The organism is Sphingobacterium corticibacter, from assembly GCF_003076635.1.
Lineage (GTDB): Bacteria > Bacteroidota > Bacteroidia > Sphingobacteriales > Sphingobacteriaceae > Sphingobacterium > Sphingobacterium corticibacter.
Window position 1 is genome coordinate 201,099 of sequence record NZ_QDKG01000003.1, and the last position, 16,013, is coordinate 217,111.

The 16,013-nt window shown below is 39.2% G+C and carries 17 protein-coding genes; 14 read left to right on the top strand and 3 right to left on the bottom strand.

What is annotated here, in order from left to right:
• Positions 1-3: 3 nt before the first annotated feature.
• Positions 4-888 (bottom strand): 1-aminocyclopropane-1-carboxylate deaminase/D-cysteine desulfhydrase, encoded by an 885-nt coding sequence (locus tag DC487_RS09635; RefSeq protein WP_116775766.1) that lies wholly within the window; start codon positions 886-888, stop codon positions 4-6.
• A gap of 63 nt (positions 889-951) precedes the next feature.
• Here DC487_RS09635 and DC487_RS09640 point away from each other — a divergent pair, with 63 nt between their 5' ends.
• The 7 genes from DC487_RS09640 (at position 952) to DC487_RS09670 (ending at position 7,632) form a co-directional block, all read left to right on the top strand.
• Positions 952-1,983 (top strand): RluA family pseudouridine synthase, encoded by a 1,032-nt coding sequence (locus tag DC487_RS09640; RefSeq protein WP_116775767.1) that lies wholly within the window; start codon positions 952-954, stop codon positions 1,981-1,983.
• A 22-nt stretch (positions 1,984-2,005) separates the two neighbouring features.
• Positions 2,006-2,863, top strand: coding sequence for an aminotransferase class IV (locus DC487_RS09645; RefSeq protein ID WP_116775768.1), 858 nt, complete (start codon positions 2,006-2,008; stop codon positions 2,861-2,863).
• A 111-nt stretch (positions 2,864-2,974) separates the two neighbouring features.
• On the top strand, positions 2,975-3,961 hold the full coding sequence (locus tag DC487_RS09650; protein WP_116775769.1) for a glycosyltransferase family protein: 987 nt from the start codon (positions 2,975-2,977) through the stop codon (positions 3,959-3,961).
• A gap of 3 nt (positions 3,962-3,964) precedes the next feature.
• On the top strand, positions 3,965-4,630 hold the full coding sequence (locus DC487_RS09655) for an FKBP-type peptidyl-prolyl cis-trans isomerase (protein WP_116775770.1): 666 nt from the start codon (positions 3,965-3,967) through the stop codon (positions 4,628-4,630).
• A 306-nt stretch (positions 4,631-4,936) separates the two neighbouring features.
• Positions 4,937-5,812 (top strand): helix-turn-helix domain-containing protein, encoded by an 876-nt coding sequence (locus tag DC487_RS09660; protein ID WP_116775771.1) that lies wholly within the window; start codon positions 4,937-4,939, stop codon positions 5,810-5,812.
• A 4-nt stretch (positions 5,813-5,816) separates the two neighbouring features.
• Complete coding sequence (locus DC487_RS09665) at positions 5,817-6,263, top strand: DUF983 domain-containing protein (RefSeq protein ID WP_116776049.1); 447 nt, start codon at positions 5,817-5,819, stop codon at positions 6,261-6,263.
• Positions 6,264-6,384: 121 nt separating this feature from the next.
• On the top strand, positions 6,385-7,632 hold the full coding sequence (locus DC487_RS09670; RefSeq protein ID WP_116775772.1) for a TlpA disulfide reductase family protein: 1,248 nt from the start codon (positions 6,385-6,387) through the stop codon (positions 7,630-7,632).
• 106 nt (positions 7,633-7,738) lie between these two features.
• On the opposite strand, the gene DC487_RS09675 is transcribed toward DC487_RS09670, so the two are convergent.
• Together DC487_RS09675 and DC487_RS09680 are read right to left on the bottom strand one after the other, a co-directional pair.
• A complete protein-coding gene (locus DC487_RS09675) occupies positions 7,739-9,268 on the bottom strand; it encodes a family 43 glycosylhydrolase (protein WP_116775773.1) in 1,530 nt (509 codons plus the stop codon).
• Between the two features lie 122 nt (positions 9,269-9,390).
• The gene (locus DC487_RS09680) at positions 9,391-9,879 is read right to left on the bottom strand and encodes a MepB family protein (protein ID WP_165799061.1); all 489 of its coding nucleotides are present in this window, start codon (positions 9,877-9,879) and stop codon (positions 9,391-9,393) included.
• Between the two features lie 39 nt (positions 9,880-9,918).
• Between DC487_RS09680 and DC487_RS09685 the strand changes: the two genes are divergently transcribed.
• The 7 genes from DC487_RS09685 to DC487_RS09720 all read left to right on the top strand — a co-directional run bounded on the left by DC487_RS09685 (position 9,919) and on the right by DC487_RS09720 (position 16,008).
• On the top strand, positions 9,919-10,134 hold the full coding sequence (locus DC487_RS09685) for a hypothetical protein (protein WP_116775775.1): 216 nt from the start codon (positions 9,919-9,921) through the stop codon (positions 10,132-10,134).
• A 165-nt stretch (positions 10,135-10,299) separates the two neighbouring features.
• The gene (locus tag DC487_RS09690; RefSeq protein WP_116775776.1) at positions 10,300-10,677 is read left to right on the top strand and encodes a hypothetical protein; all 378 of its coding nucleotides are present in this window, start codon (positions 10,300-10,302) and stop codon (positions 10,675-10,677) included.
• A 46-nt stretch (positions 10,678-10,723) separates the two neighbouring features.
• A complete protein-coding gene (locus tag DC487_RS09695; protein ID WP_116775777.1) occupies positions 10,724-11,092 on the top strand; it encodes a hypothetical protein in 369 nt (122 codons plus the stop codon).
• Positions 11,093-11,219: 127 nt separating this feature from the next.
• Complete coding sequence (locus DC487_RS09700; RefSeq protein WP_116775778.1) at positions 11,220-12,074, top strand: LytTR family DNA-binding domain-containing protein; 855 nt, start codon at positions 11,220-11,222, stop codon at positions 12,072-12,074.
• A 74-nt stretch (positions 12,075-12,148) separates the two neighbouring features.
• Positions 12,149-12,919: a CPBP family intramembrane glutamic endopeptidase gene (locus DC487_RS09705; RefSeq protein ID WP_165799062.1), complete on the top strand. Its 771-nt coding sequence runs from the start codon at positions 12,149-12,151 to the stop codon at positions 12,917-12,919.
• 377 nt (positions 12,920-13,296) lie between these two features.
• A complete protein-coding gene (locus tag DC487_RS09715; RefSeq protein WP_116775781.1) occupies positions 13,297-13,881 on the top strand; it encodes a hypothetical protein in 585 nt (194 codons plus the stop codon).
• A gap of 3 nt (positions 13,882-13,884) precedes the next feature.
• Positions 13,885-16,008, top strand: coding sequence for a cation:proton antiporter (locus DC487_RS09720; RefSeq protein ID WP_116775782.1), 2,124 nt, complete (start codon positions 13,885-13,887; stop codon positions 16,006-16,008).
• The last annotated feature ends 5 nt before the right edge of the window (positions 16,009-16,013 follow it).

A 16,013-nucleotide genomic window follows, 5' to 3' on the forward strand; every position in this document is an offset into this window, starting at 1 on the left:
GATTTAAAATTTGTCGTACATGCCCAAAAATCCCGTTAGGCCGCCGGTATGAATGATGACTACCTGATCGCCAGGCACAAAGTAATCTTGTTTTACCAGATCAAACAAAGCATAAAAAGCTTTGCCTGTGTATGTTGGTTCAATCATGATGCCGGTATCTTGTACAAATTCTTTCACAAAAGCACGTAATTCTGCCGTATGCTTAGCATATCCACCAAAATGATAATCCAAATGAAAGGTAATATTATCTGGATTTACACCAAGTGATTGCACATCACTTTTTAAGAAATCCCCACCTTTTAGCACCGGAATGCTATGCACCCGTGTTGATAAATTACGCTCGAAAACGCCTGTTGCTAATCCAGCTACCGTAGTTCCAGTACCACTAGCTACAAAAATATGATCATATTCCTGAGATAAATCTTGCACAATCTCCGCACATCCCAACAAAGCTTTATCACCAAAACCACCTTCCTCGATATATACAGCATCCTGTGCTAGAAAGTTTTGATCAAACAGTGTTTTTTTGTCGCGATACGCGGTACGATCCACAAAGTTTAGCTCCATTCCATACAATCTGCACATCGCTAATACTGGATTGTTGACCATTTCTCCACGTACAAAACCATGTGTTTTAAATCCGAATTTGGCTCCGGCGCAGGCTGTCGCTAATAGGTGATTGGACCAAGCACCGCCGAAAGTTACCAAGGTGTTTTTATGGTCTTCACGTGCTTGTGCAAGAATATATTTGAGTTTACGCCACTTATTTCCCGAAATAAAAGGATGAATGAGGTCATCCCGTTTCACCGAGACCTGTACTTTGCGTTCGCGAAGAAGAGGTAGATCAAGTACTTCGACTGGGCTATTGAAATGGAAATCCAAAGACATCAACCAAAGGTACTATTTCTTTCTACATCCTTTATATATTCTAAAAATAGGTACTTTTGCAGCATGGTTGATCACTTAGAGGAAGAACACGACGAGCAAGAGCTTTTTGAGCACATCAGAATTGTCACCGACAAAAAACAAAGTCCACTGCGGATAGACAAATTTTTGATGAATCGTGTGGAAAATACGTCACGCAATCGCATTCAAAATGCGATTGATGCTGGTTCTGTTCTGGTAAATGATAATTTGGTAAAATCCAATTATAAGGTGAAGCCCTTGGATGTTATTTCTGTGGTGTTCCCAGATCCCCCGCGAGACACTGAAGTATATCCAGAAAATATTCCTTTGAATATTGTATACGAAGATGATGACGTGCTATTGGTCAATAAAGATCCTGGCATGGTGGTACATCCAGGTTTCAATAATTATACCGGTACGCTGGTCAACGCGCTTACTTATCATTTGAACCAATTGCCTACGATGCCTGGTAATACGGGCAGACCTGGCTTGGTGCATCGTATTGATAAAGACACTTCAGGTTTGTTAGTGATTGCTAAAAATGAATGGGCGATGACCTACTTGGCAAAACAGTTTTTCGAGCACAGTATCGATCGTAAATATGTCGCGCTGGTGTGGGGAGATATTGAAGAGGATGGTACCATCACTGGATATATTGGTCGTGAACTAAAGGATCGCCGAATCATGACAATGTACGATGATCCAGAAAAAGGAAAATGGTCTGTCACACATTACAAAGTATTGGAGCGATTGGGCTATGTGACGTTGATTGAATGCGTGTTAGAAACAGGACGCACACATCAAATTCGTACACATTTAAAATCTATCGGCCATCCGCTTTTCAATGATGCTGCTTATGGTGGCGCCAGTATCAGAAAAGGCACTGTATTTGCTAAGTACAGACAATTTGTAGACAACTGCTTTTCGCTTTTGCCAAGACAGGCGCTACATGCACGGAGTTTAGGATTCGAACATCCGACTTCCAAACAAAAGGTTGCTTTCGAAGTACCATTGCCAGCAGATTTTCAATCGGCATTGGACAAGTGGCGTGCATACGCCACGACGAAAGAAGAGTAAGTTTCTATTACATAAAACTTATATGCCCATACACTATATAAATTCCAATGGTAGTCTGGTCGCAGAAAATAGCCCGATCCTATCTATAGAAAATCGGGCTTTTCGCTATGGCGACGGTGTTTTTGAAACCATGCTTTGGCGAGATGGCGACATTCGCTTTCTTACACAACATGTGAAACGATTGCAAGAATCTTTACAGATGCTGCACATCGAAGATCACGTACTATACGACGCTTATTTTATTCGCACCAAGACCGAAGAATTGATTCGTAAGAACAATTTAATGGGCAAAGATGTCCGCATCCGTCTTATTGTCTACCGTGCTGGCGATGGCCTGTATGCACCCCAAACGAATAAATCAGCATACACTTTGCAAGCGGACCTGTTAACGACGCCAACCAAAGACAAGAAAGTTGGATTAATTGTAGGACTTTACGATGAATATAAAAAGGCATACAGTGAATTGTCCAAATTGAAGTCTATCAATGCATTAGTGTACGTGACAGCTGGCTTGTATAAAAACAAATTTGGCTATGACGATGTACTTTTACTGAACCAGGAAGGATATTTATGCGAATCGTTGACTTCTAATATTTTCGTGTATTATGATAAAACCCTCTATACACCCGCCATTAGCGAAGGTTGTGTACAGGGCGTAATGCGACAAGTGGTAATGGATATGGCGGCTGAAGAAGGCATTCCTGTAGTGGAAGCGCAAATCAGTCCTGATATTATGAAAGAAGCCGATGAGATATTTTGCACCAATGCCGTGCAAGGTATACAGTGGGTGATGGGATACAAGCAAAAACGATATTTCAACATGATTGCGAGGGTTTTGCAGGATAAGCTTAAGAGCTTTACGTACGACACTTCATTATAAATACATCTTGTTAACCCGATATTAAGCCGGTGTTATGGCTTTTGTCAAAATACGGTTGTATTCGGATAGCTTGATCAGAATTTATTAAATTGGGCATAAAAAAATCACTTTATGAAGATACTGTATGCTGTACAAGGAACAGGCAATGGCCACCTGTCTCGAGCCATGGATATTATACCATGCCTCCAGCAGCATGGTGAAGTCGATGTGTTGATCAGTGGCATTCAAGCCGATCTTACTTTGCCTTTTGAGGTAAAACACAAGCTCCATGGACTCAGTTTTATCTTTGGCAAGCACGGCGGGGTAGATCTGTGGCGTACTTTTATGAGTTCCACTGTTCGCAAACTCTCGAAGGAAATCAATAGCCTACCTGTGGATCAGTATGATTTAGTGATTAATGATTTTGAACCTATTTCGGCGTGGGCGTGTCACCTCAAAGATATTCCGTGCATCGGTTTGAGCCATCAGATCGGGGCGCTCGATCCATTGAGTCCCAAGCCTGCAGAAACAGATACGCTGGGCAAATTCATCATGAAAAATTATGCCCCAGCATCCATTTCTTATGGCTTTCATTTCAAATCCTACTCCAACCGAATTTACACGCCCGTTATTCGTCAATCTGTGCGCGAGTTGGACGTGACTGATCGCGGTCATTATACCGTGTATTTGCCATCGTACGATGACGGTCATTTACTTAAGCATTTGTCTCGATTTGAGGATGTTAAGTGGGAGGTGTTCTCTAAGCACAATAAGAAACCTTTTGTCGTAAAAAACGTACACATCAATCCTATCAATAGCGACGCATTTGTACAAAGCATGGCACATTCTTCTGGCGTATTATGCGGCGCTGGTTTTGAGACTCCAGCAGAAGCCTTATATTTGGGCAAAAAATTATTGGTCATTCCCATGAAGAATCAATATGAGCAGCATCTGAATGCCGCTTCTTTACGAGAGATGGGCGTGCCTGTAATCAAAAGTTTAAAACGAAAATACGAATACGATATCGAGTCTTGGTTGTACAGTAAATCTCGGGTAGCGGTTGATTACCCAGATAATACCGCGCAGATCATTGCCGATATTATAGAAAAACATAAATAATACATGAAAATTATTGCTGGAGCCGCCTTTATAGGTTTATTCGCGCTCAACTCTTCTGCGCAACAATTACAATCAGGTGCCGATTCATTGTCCTACGATTTAGGTCAAGACATTGCTCGTTCTATTAAATCTATTGGTATACCTATCAATGCTCAAATTGTCAGCGAGTCACTCTCGAAAGCATTAGCTGGCGAAGCAAGTTTATTCGGAGAACAAGAAGTGCAACAAATTATTCGCCAGCAATTAATGGCTGCGCAAGAAGCTAAATCTGCTGTATTCAAAGAAGAAAGCGATCGTTTTTTTGCAGAAAATAAAAAACAAGCAGGTGTGGTGGTAGACTCTTCGGGCATACAATACGTCGTTTTACAACCAGGCACTGGCGAACAACCAACAAAGGAAGACGAAGTAACCGTACATTATATCGGAAAACTACTAGATGGATCTACATTTGATAACTCCTATGATCGCGGTGAGCCCATCACTTTCGGTCTGGATGGCGTGATTCCCGGCTGGCAGATTGCGTTGCCATTGATGCAGAAAGGTTCAAAATACCGTTTTTTTATTCCTTATAATTTAGCGTATGGAGAAGGTGGCGCGGGTAAAATTCCGCCTTTTAGTACGTTGATTTTCGATATTGAATTGCTAGATATCACGCCGCAAGAAGGCTAGATATACGCCAAGTTTGGCAAAAAATATGCAACTTTAATGTGGTGTTCTTCTAAAAAGTGACCACATTTTTTGTTTTACGACCTTTTTACTACTTCAAACAGTCGTATAGATTCGCTATTAAGAGTTGTCATCTGCGATAAAAATCTAAATTTAGTCTTTGATTCTATGAATACCGATGATAAATAGGATGATTTCTTTGACAAACCATTGGAAGTTATTAGTACAAGCCAGACAAATCGTTGAAAAATACCATTATCTAAGTAAAGAGTACCACGTTTTGTAGCGATTCTGCCGTAACTTTGAGGCATGAACAATGAGATTCCTATTTACAACATTCCAAGTATCGGCGGCTTTCAACACGATGATATTTATGTAGGTAGGTTCGGTTCATATTCGCAAACACATCGACATTTACATCATCCACATCGACACAGTTTCTTTCATGTAGTTTTATTCACGGCGGGAAGCGGCACGCACTCCATCGATTTCGAACAGTTTGAGGTAAGACCTTGGCAAATTTATTTTATGATTCCTGGTCAAGTCCATAGCTGGAGTTTTGAAGAGCCTGCTGATGGCTATGTGCTTAACTTCTCAACAAACTATTTTCAATCGTTTTTATTGTTGTCTGATTACATACAGCGCTTTAGCTTCTTTCAAGGTGTGATCAAGGATTCTGTCATACAAATTCCGTTGGATAATCAAGACTCGATCAAAATGGGCTTTGAAAAAGTGCTTCGGATCGGAAACGAGAAAACCAACTTCAGCGAAGATCATATTAGAGTGCATCTCTTGGATATGTTTATGCAGATATCAGATATTGCCGTACAAAACTCAGAAAGTTACATTCCAAACTATAACTATCTGCTATTGAAAAACTTTCAAAGATTAATTGAGTCCCATTTCGCAACGCTACGGCTACCGAAAGATTATGCGCAATTGCTTTACATTACGCCTAATCATCTCAATGCTTTATGCAATGATCTATTGGGTATGTCTGCAGGAGAGGTGATCCGCAAACGTGTATTGTTGGAAGCGAAGCGATTATTAGTCAACTTGGATTTATCGATCAGCGAAATTTCATTGCAACTCAATTTCAGTGACAATTCTTACTTCACCAAATTTTTCAAAAAGTATGAAGAAATAACACCGGATGAGTTTAGAAAAAAGACTTTTAAAAAATAAGATCATGGAAAATATAAAAAATAGCGGCAATCCACAGACATTTACAGTCCCGACCGAATTTAACGCAGCGCTGCACGCCAAATGCCCAAAATGTAGACGTGGTGATATATTTGCCAATTCTATGTATGGGTTGAAAGCGCAAAAAATGAATGTGAACTGTCCGCATTGTGATTTCAAATTCGAGCGTGAACCCGGCTATTTTTATGTCTCTATGTTTGTCAGCTACGCTTTTAATGTGGCACAGATGATTACTATTGCAGTAGCAACCTACATTCTGACAGGAAATCTTGAAAATGTGTGGTTGTACCTTGTGACGATCTTTATTGGTGTATTTTTGCTTGCTCCATTCAATTACCGATATTCCCGAGTCGTCTTATTATATTGGTTGAGCCCGGGCTTGCATTATGATCCGGACAAGAGCAGGGACAATCCTTACAAGTATTCTTCATAATGGTAAAACGAAATATGCAAACCAACGAAAAAAACATCTCGCCATGGTGAAATTGTAGCAAATATTAGTTAGATTTAAATGCGGTTTGCCCAAAATCCTTACTGATATACATCTAAACGCAATGAAATCCTATATTCTATTCATCAGCTATATTTTCCTTACACTTCCTTCGGTATATGGTAAAATTGGTTTCAGTGAGCCGCGAATATGTAGGGTCTCAGGAATCGTAATAGACCGGCCTTATAGCACAGAGCTCATTCTCATAAAAGAGGGGGATGATCCAAGATTTCCTTTACAAAATATCTCCGTAAAAAATGGGGCTTTTTCTTTTGAACTAAATAGTGAGGAGATCGAGAGTTATGAGTTAGTGTTCGCAGATGAGCTTGCTCAAGGTCTTTCCAAGCCTATCGTATTTTTTGCAGAATCAGGATCCGTTACGATGGAACTGTACGCTTTGGAAATACATCGAAAAAATAAACTCAGTGGCACGCCAAATAACAATCAACTCGATCAGTATAATAGACTGATGAATCAGAAATTCCCATTTTGGCAGCTAGAAGAAATGATCAATGAGGCTGAGAATCAATTATTATCCCTCCTCGAACCCACAGCTGATTCAGGAAAAAAACCTGTTGAATCTTCGGATAGGCATACTGATCTAATAGTTTTGCAGAAAATGGAGGTTCTGGATAGTTTGGAAAAAGAATACGAGAATCAGTATGCAGATTATCTAGCTTGGATGATCGACAATGTACGCAATAGGAATGATCTGATCGGACTGCGCGATTTAAACAAATTACTAATTCTTGCTGGAAGTAAATCTAAAACCTTTTTAAAAGTAACGATGGCCGATTTGGAATCCTTGTATTGGAATCAATATCAAGCTAATTATGCCAGCAGTGAGCTTTCGAACCAAATTGACACGTATTTAAAAGCCCATAATAGCATCTTTAAAGGAGCTAAATATATTGACTTTGAAGCGCAAGATTTCAATGGTAAAACTTATCGACTATCGGAACTATTAAATGGTAAAGTGACCATTGTACACTTTTGGGGATCTTGGTGTTTACCTTGCCGCAAAAAAGGCATCGAATTGATCTCGCTATACGACGATTTTAAAAGCAAAGGTTTAGAAATAGTAGGTGTCGCACGAGAAAGGTCACTTAATGACGGAATACAAGCGGCCAATCGTGATGGTTATCCTTGGCTTAATCTCATCGAACTGAATGATAAAAATGGTATCTGGGAAAAGTATAAAATGAGCAATTCGGGTGGTGATATTTTTGTTTTTGATCACGAAGGAAAGATTATGACCTATTCGGTGGATGTCGAAGCTCTGCGCGCCATGTTGACTACCTATTTGAATTGAGTTCGTCGAACAAGTTTTAACAAAGCTAAAAGCGGTACTATAATAAACAGCAAATGGCTGAAGTCAAAAACTTCAACCATTTGCTGTTTTATCATACGACATTGAATTACAACAAATTACTTATCTTAAAATAATCAAAAATCGCAGGTTCGTCACCACTTCCAGCATGGATAAGTCCAGGGCGTACAACACGATCCCAACGTGTAAGCGGTGTCGCATCAACCACTTCTTGATTTATTTTTTTCCAATCTTTACCATCTACACTGGTGAAGAAATCGCAATAAACTCCACGGCTCACTTCGACTTTCAGAAAGGCTGTATGGCCGTCATTTTTAACTAACACCATTTCTTTCCCATCTTGTACCGATTTTAATGATATTTCATTGCCTTGTACACTCAGATATATAAGGTTTTTGTGGTCTCCGTAAAGTGTTAGTCCCTTGGACGAGGCGTTTTTATTCGTCACCATGGTCTCGAAGCTATAATGTGACGTTATTGGCCGCACACACATGACGGTGCCATACTGATTATCTGATGTCGGAATGCCATTCAATTGAAGTTGCTGATCTTTGATTTCACACTGATTAGTAGCATATGGATAATTCCAAGTCCATTCGGGCTTCAGTTTTTGTCCATCAAAAGAATCTTCAAAATTTTTCGATTGTTGTTTCTGAGTTGCTTTGCCAATGGCCTGGTTTCTAGCCGCTTCTTTACCAGTTACAAAATATGGCCAACCTTCTTTATTCATCTTTATTTGCTGCAGCATCGGCTGTCGACCTTGATATACATCGTCGCCAGAAAGATAACCATGGCATAAATAATATAGTTCATCGTCTAATCCTCTAACTCCAGTTCCATGTCCCACCGATACATATTCGGTACCACCAACTAAGATTGGATTTCCTTCGTATTTTTCATAAGGACCGGCAAAGTTTTTAGAGCGAGCCACTCTTACATCATAATTACTTTTTGGACCACAACAATCTCGCGCAGCATAGATTAGGTAATGATAATCGCCTTCCTTGTAATGATATTGACCTTCCATTCCAATACCCTCATCGTCGCGTAACATAGAGAAGGGCTCACCTTCTAAGCGTAAACCGTCAGCGGATAATTTACTTCCTACAATTTCAATATTTCTATCATCTAGCCCGTATGCTTTCCAAGTAATATACAATTGTCCATCATCGTCAAAAACAAAGGCGTCAATGGCTTCCTTTCCGTGTTCTATAATGATGCCGTGATCTATGAAAGGACTTTCGGGGGTTTCCGCGACGGCCACACCGATGCAACTGATACCATCACTACGTCGACGAGCGGTGTAGTAACAATATACTTTTCCATTCAACTCATAAAGCTCTGGCGCCCAAAACGAGGAAATTGTCCATTCGGGCTGTACCTCGAAGATATGACCGATTTGTGTCCAGTTTACCAAATCCTTGGATTTGAAGTAAGGATAAAAAGGTGCCCATTCGGAAGATGTAGCAGTAGCGTAATATGTATCATTCACTCGAATAACGCTAGGATCGGGAAGGTCCCCAGAAATCACTGGATTTCTAAAGCTTTCTTGCGCCGAGCACGCTCCCAACAGAAGCCATAAGCACAACGATAAGGAGAAATGGTAGATTTTGTTCATAGTTCGATGGTTTACCTTCCTAAAATAGGGGTATTATTTAATTTTACCTCGTCTTTCACGGATTTATTACACGAACCATCGTAATTGACACCATACAATGTCTTGATTACTTACTCAGATGGCTACAAAAGTCTTAAAAAGCTTTCAACAACCACATTATGGTACTTTTCTACAGTGGCTTTCTGACTATCATGATCGTCTGTCGTATGCCTATCTAATGCTAAGAAATAGTGACACTGCCATTGCTGCGATTTAGTGTCTTGTGCGTTCTTAGTATCGACCCAGGGTGCATATATCCTAAAAGCAAGCTTACCTATTTTGTTCTCAGAGCTTAAAATTCCTTTGTCTGATAGTACATCACGGGAAAAAACAAAAACACCTCGGTGTAGGTCATTATAGGTCGCGATCAAAACAAAATCATAGCCATCATCTACATGAATAGGGACTATTTTGCCTGTAGTAGCCGATCGATTATACAAAGCAACAAATTGTCCTTCTTTATTCGCTGTAGTTTTAGCTACTCGGAATAGGGTTCTTTTACCGTCCAATACAAATGAAGCACCACCATATTCTGCATTTTCAACGGTACGTCGAACATCACTTATCGACAAGCCAGAAGGCCGAATGATTTCTTTTATAAAACTCTTTAATTGAATCGGAATATCTCCAACATCAGCACTGGTTTTCCACTCACTGAAGATCTTGGTTTGAACTTAGCCGTGAATTACCCTGCCGATCGCTCTGGAAGAATTTATTCTGAAAACATTGTTCCAGATATTATCATTACCCGAGGAGATCATTTTGAGGATCTTTCCAAGGATCTTAAAGTACAGAAAGCCGTTACGTGGTTACGCGATAATAGGTGATCAATGAATATCTAGACCTCAGAAGCTACGGGTGTCCTGATCATGTGTAGCTGTGATATGACATTCTTATCCTATGACAATTTTGAGCTGAAAGGAATTATCTATGTTTGTTATTAGACAGGATTATCTACGATCCATGCTACATAACTTAAAACATGATTTGAAATGAATCCAAAATTTGAAGCTGGGGTAAATATTGCAATTAAAATTCCGAAAGCAAAATATGATCAAACGGTATCTTTCTATAAGAATATCCTTCAATTAGTTGTAAGTGAACAACCGATTAATCATAAAACCGTATCTCGAACGCATAAAGTAGAATTTGGACATAATATAATATGGCTGGATTGTGTCGATAATTATACCCATTCCGAAACTTGGCTACAACTAACAGTTACTGATGTGGTGCAAACCAAAAGATACCTCGATGACAATTTAATAAACACCTGCGACGAATTAGAAGAATTGCCTGATAATATGCACTGGATTCAAGATCCAGCAGGTACGGTTTTCCATCTGAAGCAACACACAGAAGATTCATAGTAAATAGAACCTTATAATTGGAACTGCCATTAAACTAAAATACCATATGAAAATTACTACTCCAACAGATTGCGATAACTGTCCCGAAAAACGTTTGGTAAAAGACTTTTTAATAGCGTGGCATCAGGGGCATTGGGATCAAATCAATAATACACTACACACTGATTTTTCCTTTCATTTAGTAGAAAAATCGCAAACACTCTCGAAAGATGATTTGCAATTATACTTAAATAGTCAAAAGAAATTAGAGCATCTAAACCTAGAAAAGATCACATCTTCTGGTAATTTCGGCGCCTGCAAAGGACACATGATCCAAGCAAGTAAAACTACAAACTTCGCCTATTTCATTGAGTTTAGCTCCGTAGAAAGCAATATCATAAAGTCTATCGTGCAATATAATGTCAATCAAATGTGATTTTAAGCCTGAAGCAACAGTTCCAAAAGTAATCTAAAACTCATTTATGCACACTTTTATTCTTAAATTAGAAGTGCCCATTTCGGCAAAAAAGTAAATCATAAACGAATTTCAATTTTTAGAGCATATGCTACGAATCACCTATCCAAATCCTAATTGTGAAACTCGCAAGGAGCTTGTTTGGACATCAGCACTTGCGGGAGTTTTAATTTACATTCTTTTGTTAATCTATCAACCATTTGGCACCAGCCAATTCAATCACGAATACAAATATGTACTGCTTTTCCCATATGCTTTTATAGCCACTATAGCATTCTTAGTTGTTGGACTACTGATTCCTAAACAAAAAAAGACATGGACTCTTGGTTTAGAAATCCTTAAAATGACACAAATACTTTTGATCATTTCGCTGCTGTCATACCTTTACAATACGATCTTTATCAGCAAGATTCCCATGTCTATTGAAAACTATATGTATATGCTCTTATACACATTGGCATTATCTGCTCCGATATTGATCATTTATCTGTTGGGAAGGTATATTTATCTAAATAATAAAAAAGTTGAAATCATAGGCAGGAGCGAGGTTGTGACAAAAGAGTTTGCATCATCCGATCAGGATGATTTAAAACTGTACATTGCCTCTGATTATGCAGTGGATAGTTTAGAAATTAGCTGCAGTGATTTTTTGTATGCCGAATCTGCTGATAATTATTGTAAACTCTATTTCTACCAGAACAGCATGTTGCAGCATAAAATGATTAGAATTTCGTTGACCAAATTAATAGAACAGTTGCATGCTGATGGCATACAACAAGTGCATCGTTCATTAGTGGTTAATCTTAACAAAGTCGTCAGTTTTAAAGGAAATAGCGCTGGCTACAAGATTTCGGTCGAAAATGTGGATAAGCCTCTTCGTGTTTCTAGAAAATATGTTAGTACAACTATCTCATTTCTTAAAAAGTTGAACACTCGTCCCTAAAGCTTGCTAGTCGTCCCTTTTGACTATTTCGTATTGGTCAGGCAGATTACATTTGCCTGAAATACGAAATGAATATGCATAAACGTACCTACTATCTAACCTTTGCTATCGGATTTATTGTTTATTTTTTAGTCGACAGTACTCTCTTTTCGCTCTGCCAAAAACAAGTTACGATTTGGACACAATCCAAAGCATTAGGACATGTTATTGCTTATAGTATAACTATTATTCCGCTATTCCTAACGACAGCTCTGCTGCGGAAAAGCATCCCTGATATACCTAGAAATTTAGGGTTAAATGGCAATCTGCTTCTTGGCGTGTGCTTCGCTTTTTTATGCACTTTGCCGATGTTGGTCGCTTTTACATTGAAATTTGAACTGACTAGTTTATCTGTTGAAACCATTATTATAAATACCATTTCATCGGCGTTTTTCGAAGAGCTTATTTATAGAGGTTTTCTATTTGGTATGCTGTATAGATTCACACGCTTAGGTTTTCTACCCGCTATTTTTCTAGGTTCACTGCTTTTTGGCGTAGCTCACCTCTATCAAAGTACAGATATTACTGAACTGGCTGGAATATTTATGATTACGTTTCTAGGATCTATCTTGTTTGCATGGATTTATACTGAATGGAACTTTAACCTTTGGACGGCCATCTTTTTACACTGTTTTATGAATCTATATTGGTTGATTTTTAATGTGGATGACACAGCTTTAGGTGGAGTTTATGCTAATGTATTTCGGTTTACAACTATTTTTCTTGCTATCGTTGGAACGATCATTTACAAAAAGAAATCTAACATTCCGATGAGTATCGTAAGAAAGGCATGGTGGCTCAAATAAGCTCACTGATCAAAGAGTTGCTAAGTGAAATTCAGTAAAGTTCCTAATTAGTGTTAAAAAATACCTTATTATGGTAAAATTTATATTTTTTACAATATTATTGTGCTATAAATATAATGGCGATTCTTAAAACGTTGCTGTTGATTTACCACCAAAAGTTGATCTCTGTATGTTTACTCATTTTATTAGACTTATTGTTTCTATGTGCGCTTACACGATATTTCCAGATCACGTGGCAGCTCAAAATGGGAACGATTCGTATTTTCAAACGAGCGATGAAAGTCATAGCGATATTATTATGGCAACAGAAAAACAAATGGAGTCATTCCGAGTTAATCAGGTAGACCATATTCTATCAAATCCAAACGAAATTTACGATGCAAAAGACATCTTTATATCTATCTGCAATTGTTATTATTTTCCTATCGGCCTGCGGTGGCGATAACTCAAAATCTGTCGAATTAGATAAACGCGAGGCGGCACTTTTAGAACGCGAAAAACAGATCGACTCCATTACCAAAGATTATCAAGTTCTTGTACGGATGCGAGATAGTTTGTCGCAAATCAATACGGTTCAACTTGACACGATCATCATGAATGCCGCATGGACAGATTCTTTGATTGGAGAATGGGAGAGTAGATTGGTGTGTATATCGACCACTTGTCGTGGTTATGTAATAGGCGATCAACGCACGGAACATTGGAGTTTTCTTTCAGATAGTACGGGTCTTTATTTAGAAGTTGCAGGAAAGGCAAAGTCTCCAAAAACCTATTTGGCGACAGCCTCTGCAAATAGAAATGAACTAACCTTGAAAGAACAAGATCGGGAAAGTGCCAGCCCAGCATCTTTATTGTCATTTTCCGAAATAAGCAGCCGACAGCTACGTGGACAGAAACGCAATACCGGAGCAGACAATTGCAAACTAGTATTTTCCGTACTTTTAACGCCGAGATCAAAATAAAACATGGTAAACTTAGCTATACACGGATTCACTTTGCCGGTAGAAGATCCTATCATCAAGTTTTTAATTGAGTTGGTGATTATTCTCTTTATTCCGATTCTATTAAATAAAATTAAAGTACCCCATCTTTTAGGGCTAATTATTGCGGGTGCAATCGTCGGGCCAAATGGGTTCAATATTTTGCTGCGCGACAGCAGCGTTGTGGTAATTGGTACGACGGGATTGCTTTATATCATGTTCTTAGCAGGATTAGAAATTGATATGGGCGACTTCAAAAAGAACAAATGGAAAAGTATTACTTTCTCTATTTATACCTTTGCTGTACCATTTGCTTTAGGACTTTTAGGAGGATATTACATACTCAATTTCTCCTTGTTAACCTCCATTCTCTTCGCTAGTTTATTCAGCTCGCACACGCTCATTGTATATCCATTAGTCAGCAGTTTGGGGGTGACAAAGAAAATCTCCGTAAACGTTACCGTCGGCGGTACCATGATTACTGATGTGCTTTCGTTACTAGTGTTAGCCGTTGTGGTCGGCATGACACAAGGAGAAGTCGGAACGGCATTTTGGGTGCAGCTTACCGTATCCATGATTCTTTTTTCGTTGATCGTACTTTTTGTATTTCCAATCATTGCTCGTTGGTTTTTCAAAACAATTCACGATAAAATTTCCCAATACATTTTCGTTGTGGTGATTATCTACTTGGGAGCGCTTTTGGCAGAACTTGCGGGAGTAGAAGCTATCATTGGGGCATTTTTTGCCGGATTGGCTTTGAATCGATTAATTCCGCACACCTCACCGCTGATGAATCGCGTAGAATTCGTCGGAAATGCCCTGTTCATACCTTTCTTTTTGATTAGCGTGGGTATGTTAATTGATTTTCGCGCTTTCATTAGTAGCTGGGAAACACTCGGTGTTGCAGCAGTCATGTTGGTAGCTTCTATTGGTGGTAAATATGCGGCAGCGATCTTAACACAAAAAACTTTCCGCTTTACCAAAGATGAAGGGATGTTGATCTTTGGTATGAGTTCCGCATCTGCAGCAGCTACGTTGGCAGCAGTACTCGTCGGTTACAATATAATTTTGGGCGAATCACCCAATGGCGAACCTATTCGATTGCTTAGTGAACATGTACTCAACGGCAGTATTCTACTGATTTTAGTTTCTTGTACCATTTCTTCATTCGTATCGATGTCCAGTGCCCAACGCATTGCGGAAGCAGAGAATGAGAAAACCGTGTCGGATAGTGATGGACAAGAAGAGAAGATCTTGATGCCCATCAATAATGAAGAGATGACGCAAAAGATGATCAATCTAGGTCTGCTGATTAAGAATAAAGGCACAAAAGAAGGCGTGTATGTGATGAACGTAATCAACGAGGAAACCAAAGAATCTTCGTTGAAAAATGCGGAAAAGATTTTGGATAATGCCGTGAAATTGGGGGCTTCTGCCGACACCTTGATTACGCCAATCAAGCGTTATGATAGCTCGGTCGTATCGGGAATTAATAACGTGATCAAGGAAAATGAGGTAACAGATTTGATCATCGGATTGCAGAAGGAGCGTGGCTTTACACCCTCATTTATCTATAATTTGTATAATGGATATCTCAAAAATGAGCATGTCAATCTGATGTTGTATCATGCGATTCAGCCGCTTTCTACTATAAAGAATTATGTCGTCTTGATTCCACCGGGAGCGGATCGTGAACCCGGATTCTTCTACGCATTACTTCGGATCTGGAATATCGCCAAAAACTCGGGCGCTACTATGCAATTCTATGCCACCGCGGCCATGATTGCTGTGCTACAACGCATTCTGAAAAAGTCCAATATCGAAGCTGAGATGAGCGAAATAGCGACTTGGGAAGAGGCGCAGCAAAAGGCGGAAGATCTTGGACGCGATCAGGGACTCATTATTGTGATGGCCGATCGCAATTTATTTAGCTATGCTTCACAAATGCACGCCGTACCGGATTATTTGAATAGACAGGCGGTGGACAACAACTATATTCTAATATATCCGTTCTCTAAAGAACGCGATATTGCGCAAGAATCGAGATCCGTAAATAATATTAATGATTTTGCCACCATCGGTAAGTTGATATCGAAGGTTTTTAAATAGTTTGA